We start from the raw sequence: 8,303 nt of genomic DNA, 5'->3' as shown, positions 1-8,303 counted from the left end.
CTTCTTGGAACCGGTCAGCGCCAGATGCTCGCGCAAGGCGTCCAGCAGCGTGGTTCGCGGGTCCAGGTCAAGGACATGCGAGTGACCGTTGATTGTAAGTTCGGCGGTCGCAGACGGCGTGGACCGACCGGTATCGCCAACCCCGGTGGCCAAAGCCGCGCGTGGCAAACCCGCCAGCAGCAGCGCGGTGGTGCCGGTTTCGACGAGGGTGCGTCGGGTCACTTCGATTTGAAAGCCTTCGCTCGCGTTCATGATGACTCCAATGATCTTGAGGTCCGGCAGCGCTATGACCAGAAGTCGGCCGGCAGGTTGACGACGATCGGCATCGCGGTGCTGCGCACCACGACCCAACAGAACGGCTCGAGTTTCGAAGGGTTGATTTCCATGTGCGGCAGAAAGGCCGGAACATGGATGAAGTCGCCCGTCTTGGCCCTGGCTGAATACTCTCCCTTGGCACCCCAGCGGACCTCGCAAATACCGGAGAGGACATAGGCGATTGTCTGCTGTTCTCCATGGTGATGAATGCCGGTGCGCGCTCCCGGCTCGACCTTGAACAATCCGCTCCAAAGCGCTGTATCGACACCGAGCTGCGGTGAGACGGCCGCCAGCCGTTCGGAGCCTGGGGTCTGGGCCGTTCCCGCGTCGAATTCTTCGGGACTGACGATACGGATTGCAGCGGGTTCACTCATGGCATCGCGGCTCGCTTCGAGGGGTTGATATCATGGAGTTAGGTAGACCGAGATTGCAGCGCGACTAAATTTGGATTTAGAAAAGACACTTGAGATCGGGGCACGCGCTTTCCACGTACCGGCGTTTCATTCGTCCCGATCATTCAGCGGGCATCGGCTGGATGTGAGCGGAGGCCGCATGCTTCGTTTCCCGAAACAGCCAGCTCTGCAGGCGATCGAGATAGATATAGATTACGGGCGTCGTATAGAGCGTGAGCAGCTGCGACAGCGCGAGGCCGCCGACGATGGCGTAGCCGAGCGGCTGGCGAAGCTCCGATCCGACACCGGTCCCGAGCATCATCGGAACGCCGCCGAGCAGCGCCGCCATCGTGGTCATCAGGATCGGCCGAAAGCGCAGCACACAAGCCTTGTAGATCGATTCCTCGGCGGTGAGGCCCTCGTTCTGTTCGGTGTGCAGGGCAAAATCGACCAGCATGATGCCGTTCTTCTTGACGATGCCGATCAGCAGGATGATGCCGACGATCGCGATCACGCTGAGATCATAGTGCACCGCCATCAGCAGCAGCAGCGCGCCGAGGCCGGCCGACGGCAGGGTCGAGATGATCGTGATCGGGTGAATCAGGCTCTCGTAGAGCACGCCGAGGATGATGTAGATGACGAACAGTGCGGCGACGATCAGGATCGGCGTGGTCGACAGCGATTGTCCGAATGCCTGGGCGTTGCCCTGGAAGCTGGTCTGGAGCGAGAGCGGCTTGCCGAGATCCTTCTCAATCTTCCGGATCGCGCTCGTCGCCTGGCCGATGGCGGTGCCAGGCAGGAGATTGAACGAGATCGTCACCGACGGGAACTGGCCCTGGTGGTTGACCACGAGCGGCGCGACCTTCACCACGGTATCGACCAGCGTGGATAGCGGCACTTCCTGCCCGCTCGAGGATTTGACATAGATGCCATTGAGCGCTTCGGGAGAGTACTGGAACTTGGGGTCGACCTCCATGACGACATGATACTGGTTCAGCGTCGTGTACATGGTTGAGACGATACGCTGGCCGAACGCGTCATCGAGCGTGTTGTCGATCGTGTAGGGCAGGATGCCGTAACTCGAGGCGACTTCGCGCTTGATGGTGATGTCGAGCATCGGTCCAGCATTGAGCTGGTCGGTCGCGACGTCGGTGATCCCCGGGACGGTTTTGATCCTGTCGAAGAACAGCGCGGCCCAATGGTTGAGTTCGCCGGGATCCGCGTCGTTCAGTGTGTACTGATACATAGTTTTGGACACCCGCCCGCCGATGGTGATGTCCTGCGCGGGTTGCATATAGAGCGTGATCCCCTGGATCTTGGCGAGGTTGGTCCGCAGCCGGGCCAGCACCTCGGCCATGCTGCCCCGCTGGCTCTTGGGCTTGAGCGCGATGAAAACGCGGCCGTCATTGACCGTGGTATTGCCGCCGCCGGCGCCGACTGCCGCACCGACCGAGGCCACGGCCGGGTCCCGCATCAGCGCGTTCAAAAGGGCCTGCTGGCGTTCGGCCATGGCCTGAAAGGAGATGTCCTGCGCCGCCTCGGAGAGGCCGATGATCAGCCCGGTGTCCTGTTCGGGGAAGAAGCCCTTTGGAATCGCGACATAGAGATATCCGGTCAATGCGATGGTGCCGAACATCGCCAAAAGCGTCATGAAGCGATGACGCAGCACGATCCTCAGTCCGGTCTCGTAGAGGTTCAACAGTCCATCGAAGCCGCCTTCAAAAAGCCGATAGAGCCGTCCGTGCTGCTTGGTCTCCGGCTTCAGCAAGCGCGCGCACATCATCGGGGTCAAGGTCAGTGAGATCAGCAGCGACAGCACCAGCGCCACGCTGACGGTGATCGCGAACTCCCGAAACAGCAGCCCGACATATCCGCCCATTAGGAACAGCGGAATGAACACGGCGATCAGCGACAGCGTGATCGACACGATGGTGAAGCCGATCTCGCCGGCGCCCTTGAGGGCTGCTTCGAATGGCGCGGCGCCTTGCTCCATGTGCCGGACGATGTTCTCGATCACGACGACGGCGTCGTCTACCACGAAGCCGACCGCGATCGACAGCGCCATCAGCGAGAGGTTATCGAGGCTGTAGCCGAGCTCGTAGAGCACGGCGAAGGTGCCAATCAGGGCCAGCGGCACGATGATCGCCGGGATAACGGTCGCCCAGAAGTTGCGCAGAAATATGAAGATCACCATCACCACCAGCGCGACGGTCAGCATCAAGGTGAACTGCACGTCGCTGACCGACGCACGGATGGTCTCGGTGCGGTCGGAGATGATATTCACCTTGACGGCCGGCGGCATCGAGGCCTGGAGCACCGGCATCATCGCCTTGATCCGGTTCACGGTGTTGATGACGTTGGCGCCCGGCTGCCGCTGGATCGCCAGGATGACCGCTCGCTTCTGGTTGAACCAGCCGGCGATCAGGTCGTTCTCAGGCGCGCTGATCGCCCGGCCGACGTCGCGGATACGAACCGGCGCGCCGTTGCGGTAGGCGATCACCAGATTGGCGTAGTCGTCGGCGTTCAGCATCTGATCGTTGGTATTGAGTGTGTAGGTCTGGCGCGGGCTATTGAGCGTGCCCTTGGGCAGGTCGACATTGGCCTGGCCGAGCGCGGTTCGCACGTCCTCGAGATTGATGCCGCGGGCTGCGAGTGCCTGCGGGTCGAGCTGCACGCGAATGGCAGGCTTCTGCTGACCACCGATGCCTACGAGACCGACGCCGGCTATCTGCGAGATTTTTTGCAGCAGAATGTTTTCTGCATAGGCATCGACGGTCGTCAGCGGCAGCGTGTCCGAGGTCAAGCCGAGCACCAGGATCGGTGTGTCGGCCGGATTGACCTTCCGGATCGTCGGCGGATACGGCATGCCGGTCGGCAGGTATGGCGTCGCGGCATTGATCGCCGACAGCGTGTCGCTGACGGTTCCGTCGATCTGCCGGTTGAGGGCGAATTGCAGCGTGATCTGGGTGTAACCCAGCGCGCTCGCCGACGTCATCTGGGTGAGGCCCGGAATCTCGCCGAATTGCAGCTCGAGCGGGGTCGCCACCGAAGACGCCATGGTCTGCGGGTCGGCGCCCGGCAGTTGCGCCGTGATCTGAAGCGTTGGATAGTTGACGTTCGGCAGTGCGGCCACCGGTAACAGCGGATAGGCGACCAGCCCGCCCACCAGTAGCCCCACCATCAGAAGGGCGGTTGCGATCGGCCGTCGGATGAAGGGTGCGGAAATGTTCATGGGATTGGCGCCTGCTGCGCGGTCTGGGCAATGGCTTCGCGGGCCGCCTGGCCGTGCAGCATCGTGACCCGTGTGCCGGGCTGCAGCTTGTACTGTCCGTCGACCACGACCGTCTCATTGGCCTTGAGACCGGAATCGATCAGTGCCTGACCGTCGCTGATTTGGGCGACCTTGAGGGGGCGGATGGCGACGGTGTTGTCGGGATTGACTACATAGGCGTAGGCTCCGTTCGGACCTTGCTGCACCACCGATGCGGGAACCGTGAGGCCGTTGTGCCTTGTATCAACGAGCAGCCGCGCGTTGACGAGTTCCCCGGGCCACAGCCGGTGCAAGTTGTTGGGGAAATTCGCCTTCAGCTGGATCGAGCCCGTCGTCTGCAGGATCTCGTTGTTGACGAGGCCGAGCACGCCTTGACCCAGTCGGATTGTATCATCCTGATTGTAGGCGATCACCGTCAGCGGCGTGTTGGTCTGCTGCTGCTGCTGCTGGATCTTCGGCAGATCAGTCTCCGGGAGTGTGAAGATCAGCGAGATCGGATTGAGCTGGGTGACGACGACAAGGCCGTTGGCCGTCGACGGGCTGATGATATTGCCGACGTCGATCTGACGAATCCCGGCGACGCCGTCGATCGGCGAGGTCAGGCGCGTGAAGCTCAGTTCGACCTTCGCGGCGTCGATCAGGGCCTGGTCGGTCTTGATAGCCGCCTGCAACTGTCCGACTTGCGCCTTCTGGGTTTCGACCAGTTGCGGCGTGGCCCAGCCCTGGACCCCCAATTTGTTGTAGCGCGTGAGGTTGGCCTCCGCATTGGTGAGCTGGGCCTGATCGCGTTCCAGGTTGCCCGTGTACTGTTCGATCAAGGCCTGATAGGGACGCGGGTCGATCTGGGCGAGCAGGTCGCCGGCGTGCACCGCCTGGCCTTCGGTGAAGCTGATGCTGGTGATTTGTCCCTGAATCTGGGCGCGTACGATGTCGGTGTTGTACGCAATCACCGTGCCGACACCGCTGAGATAGATCGGCACGTCATGCTGGGCGACCACTCCGGCGACTATCGGGACTGCCGGTGACGGCGTGGGCGCGATCGCGGCCGCGGCCCTCTGCATCGGGTAGCTGTGCGTGACGTACAGCAGACCGCCGGCCGCGACAGCGCACAGCAACACGGCGGGAATGACTAATTTCCTTTTCATGGTCGGTCTCGCTTGGTGGTGAGAATGTTGCACTAGCCACCTGGAGTGGTGGACGTTCCGGTGCTCTCTGAAGTCGTAGATGACTCCGGAGCCGAAAGCATGGGCGTCGCCGGGATTGTGGACGTCTCGACATCGCTTGTTGTCGGCAAGACGCTGATCATTGGCACCGCTGCGGCGGAGCTGACGCCGAGATTGCCGATCTCGGTGGAACCCAAAGGAATTCCGGTTCGAGCGACGCCGCCCGGTGCCGTGGGCGATGTCGACGTCGGGGTCGACGAGGAGGCGATGCTGCTCGAGCCGGACCCGCACATTCCAGACAATCCCGACGTCTCCACCATTGGCGTCGCTGTCGACATTTCCGATGTGGACGAAGTGCTCGACATCGCCATCGAGTCCGACATGGCCCCGGTCGCCGGCGTCGTGCTTCCTACCGCCATTCCGCCGCCGTCGTAGCTCGAGGTCGAGCCGTACATTCCCGACGGTGAAGTCCCTGATGTCGAGCAGGCTGTCCCGCTCATCGTGCCGTTAGCCGTCATTGTGCCCGTCGTGGGCGCCGGACTGACGCCGGGGGAGGCGATCTCCGTGGCGCCGAGCGGAATTCCGACTGCGCCAACTGACGTCGTGGGGCCGATCCCGAGCGGAGAGGTGACGCCGAGCGTTGGCGTGGTCGGCATCGTGCCGATCTGGGCCAAGGCCGGGCACACTCCGGAAATGGACAGGACGAACACGATCATGATAGCTCGTTTCATTGGACTTTCCTGAATTGCATCGTGTAGCGGCTCAGGCGGCGAGCCTGTCGGGCGGCGCCATGAACTCCGGTCCCACCGGGTCCTTGATGGTTCGTTTGAGAATCTGATCGATCTCAGCCATTGCGGTCTGGTCGATGCGCCAACCCACGACGTCGCGCACCGGAGCGAGTTGCTCAGGCCGCCGAGCGCCCCACAACGCGATGTTCTTGTCGTTGCGATCAAGTACCCAGCGGGCGGCGAGGTGGATGACACGCTTGCGATAGTGCTTCTGCGCGAACGCATCGAGTGTTGTGACCGCATCGAGATATTGCGCGAAGCGAGGTGGCAGGAATTTCGGATCGGTCTTGCGCAGGTCGTCACCGCCAAATCGGGTGTTCTCCGTCATGCTTCCCGAGAGCAGGCCGCGACATAGCGAGCCGTAGGCGAGCAGGGCTATGTTGTGATCGCGGCAATAGGGCAGTACGTCCTCCTCGATCGCGCGTTCGAACAGGTTGTAGGGCGGTTGCGCCGTGTGCAGCGGCGCGATGGCGCCGAACTCGTCCATCTGTGTCGGGCTGAAATTGCTGACGCCGATGGCACGGATCTTTCCGGACCGATAAAGTGCGGCCATGGCCTCCGCGACTTCGGCGATCGGTGTATCCGGGTCCGGCCAGTGCACCTGATAGAGATCGATGGCGTCTGTTTGGAGACGCCGCAGTGACTGCTCGGCTTCATGAACGATCCGCGCCCTGCTGGCATTGCGGAACGGCTTGCCGTCGGCCCAGTCGAGGCCAACCTTGGTGGCGATGACCGTATCCTTGCGGCGGCCTCCGGTGGCAAGCGCTTTGCCGACGATCTCCTCCGAACGGCCAAAACCGTACACCGGGGCCGTGTCGATTAGGTTGATCCCGCTGTCGAGCGCCGTGTGAATGGTGCGAATGGCATCCGTCTCGTCGCTTCCGCCCCACATCCAGCCGCCCATCGCCCAGGTGCCTAGCGCAACCCGCGAGACTCGTATCGAGGTGTGCGGAATCTCAACGAATTCCATTTCGGTTCGGCTTTGTTCGGTGTGTGTCATGGTCTCTGTTCCTGCTCGGAAAGTGCAATTCGCTTCGACCCGTCGAATGGAATCCGCGGAGGAGGCGAGCAGCGCGAAAGTTGTTCATGCCCCATTGCTACGAAGATGATGCGTCGGAACGAAATTTCGACTAAATAAGCGTTTATTGTCCGACCCTCGTGGTGACCAACTGGAATGCATGAAAGGCGGCGAGCAGCAAACGTTGCGCACGTCGTTGCTGCAGGCACACGGCTGCAGCGGAATGGCCGCGCCTTAACCGATGGATTGTGACCTGCCCTGCTGACAGAGGCGCGGCTCCTTAGGGAGTCCCGCGCTCGAAGTACTGATCGGAAAGCGCCGCGTCCGTCGGCGTTCGAATGACGACGACGCCGTGGTTTGTGCCCTGGTGACAGGCATTGCAGGCGGAGGTGAGGGCGCCATAGGCCTTGTCAAAGGCCGTGGTGTCCTTCGCCAGGATCGCTTTGTGCAGGTCTTCAAAGGGTCGAGCGGTGACCGACGAGATCATGTCTTGCAGCGGAATTTCGTGCTCCATGCGATGAGCCTGGCCGAGGCGATCGAAGGCGCCTTTGAGATTCCCGAGTTCGTAGGCGGCGAACGGCCAGTCCTTGCTCCTTGCCGCGACCCATAGCCTGACATGCCGCGGCTGGATGGTCGCGATCATGAAGTCGCTGATGCTCGGAAGATAGCTCGTCGTTGTCGCCGCCGTCGAGGCGTCCGATTGCGCCAACGTCGCCTGGCTCAAGAGCCCCAGGGCCAGGCATCCCGAGATCGCCGGAGCCAGGACGATGCAAGACTTCACGATGTGTCGGCTTCGGAATGTCGGCATGCTGTAGCTCCTGACCCAAAAACGGGTGCGCCCTCGCAGCCTGATGGTGCGTTGCCTTGCCGCAATGCAAGTAATGGAGTTGCGAGCGACGTCATAGACCGCTTCGCGTGGACTTCCATCGCCTTGCGTAATGCGTTTCTTGCGAGCCACCGAAGAACGCTTCGCTGCTGCGCTCGAACATGGCAATGGGACGCGGCACCCTCAACTAAAAAGCGATTTATGATCCTTACATCAATTATCCGGAAAGCTGGACACCGGCTTTCCTTGATAAAATGCGACCGATAGAAGACAACTAGCGCGTCCGCTTGGTCGCGAGACGCTCGTTGAACGATTGGAGGCTGATCACAGTTCTTTGATGGGTTCCGTTGCCGATCTCTTCGATCTCGTCGCGCACCGACACCTTGAATTCAATTCGCTTTCCTGCCGCCTTGATCACTTCTGCATCCGCATCAATGGTCTGGCCGACTGGCGTAGCTGCGAGGTGCCGAACAGCTATTTCGGTGCCGACCGCGCTCTCGCCCTCCTCGAGAAATGGCCGTATCGCATTC

8 protein-coding genes and 1 pseudogene are annotated in these 8,303 nt (G+C 61.7%); 2 read left to right on the top strand and 7 right to left on the bottom strand.

All coding sequences use genetic code 11. From position 1 onward, the window contains the following. From WCB02_RS17710 to WCB02_RS17695, 4 genes and pseudogenes are all read right to left on the bottom strand, one after another. Nucleotides 1–252 (bottom strand): annotated as a pseudogene (locus WCB02_RS17710) (aldehyde dehydrogenase iron-sulfur subunit); the annotation flags it as partial. A 32-nt stretch (nucleotides 253–284) separates the two neighbouring features. Then, entirely contained in the window at nucleotides 285–689 is a 405-nt protein-coding gene (locus WCB02_RS17705) for a cupin domain-containing protein (RefSeq protein WP_423959957.1), read from the bottom strand. 139 nt (nucleotides 690–828) lie between these two features. After that, nucleotides 829–3,939: an efflux RND transporter permease subunit gene (locus WCB02_RS17700; protein ID WP_423959955.1), complete on the bottom strand. Its 3,111-nt coding sequence runs from the start codon at nucleotides 3,937–3,939 to the stop codon at nucleotides 829–831. Next, the gene (locus WCB02_RS17695) at nucleotides 3,936–5,123 is read right to left on the bottom strand and encodes an efflux RND transporter periplasmic adaptor subunit (RefSeq protein ID WP_423959954.1); all 1,188 of its coding nucleotides are present in this window, start codon (nucleotides 5,121–5,123) and stop codon (nucleotides 3,936–3,938) included. The genes WCB02_RS17700 and WCB02_RS17695 overlap by 4 nt, the downstream gene beginning before the upstream one ends. Before the next feature lie 48 nt (nucleotides 5,124–5,171). Between WCB02_RS17695 and WCB02_RS17690 the strand changes: the two genes are divergently transcribed. Together WCB02_RS17690 and WCB02_RS17685 are read left to right on the top strand one after the other, a co-directional pair. Continuing rightward, nucleotides 5,172–5,576 (top strand): hypothetical protein, encoded by a 405-nt coding sequence (locus tag WCB02_RS17690; protein ID WP_423959952.1) that lies wholly within the window; start codon nucleotides 5,172–5,174, stop codon nucleotides 5,574–5,576. A 66-nt stretch (nucleotides 5,577–5,642) separates the two neighbouring features. Next, on the top strand, nucleotides 5,643–5,885 hold the full coding sequence (locus WCB02_RS17685; protein WP_423959950.1) for a hypothetical protein: 243 nt from the start codon (nucleotides 5,643–5,645) through the stop codon (nucleotides 5,883–5,885). Between the two features lie 18 nt (nucleotides 5,886–5,903). Here the strand turns inward: WCB02_RS17685 and WCB02_RS17680 are convergent, their stop codons facing one another. From WCB02_RS17680 to WCB02_RS17670, 3 genes are all read right to left on the bottom strand, one after another. After that, nucleotides 5,904–6,929, bottom strand: a complete 1,026-nt coding sequence (locus WCB02_RS17680) for an aldo/keto reductase (protein WP_423959949.1) — start codon at nucleotides 6,927–6,929, stop codon at nucleotides 5,904–5,906. A 298-nt stretch (nucleotides 6,930–7,227) separates the two neighbouring features. Next, nucleotides 7,228–7,755 (bottom strand): cytochrome family protein, encoded by a 528-nt coding sequence (locus WCB02_RS17675; RefSeq protein ID WP_423959948.1) that lies wholly within the window; start codon nucleotides 7,753–7,755, stop codon nucleotides 7,228–7,230. Between the two features lie 292 nt (nucleotides 7,756–8,047). Continuing rightward, nucleotides 8,048–8,251, bottom strand: a complete 204-nt coding sequence (locus WCB02_RS17670) for a thioesterase family protein (protein WP_423959959.1) — start codon at nucleotides 8,249–8,251, stop codon at nucleotides 8,048–8,050. Between the last annotated feature and the right edge of the window lie 52 nt (nucleotides 8,252–8,303).

It is taken from the genome of Bradyrhizobium sp. (assembly GCF_049581145.1).
Lineage (GTDB): Bacteria > Pseudomonadota > Alphaproteobacteria > Rhizobiales > Xanthobacteraceae > Bradyrhizobium.
The sequence above is the reverse complement of the archived record's forward strand: the minus strand, read 5'-3'. Positions and strand labels throughout refer to the sequence as shown.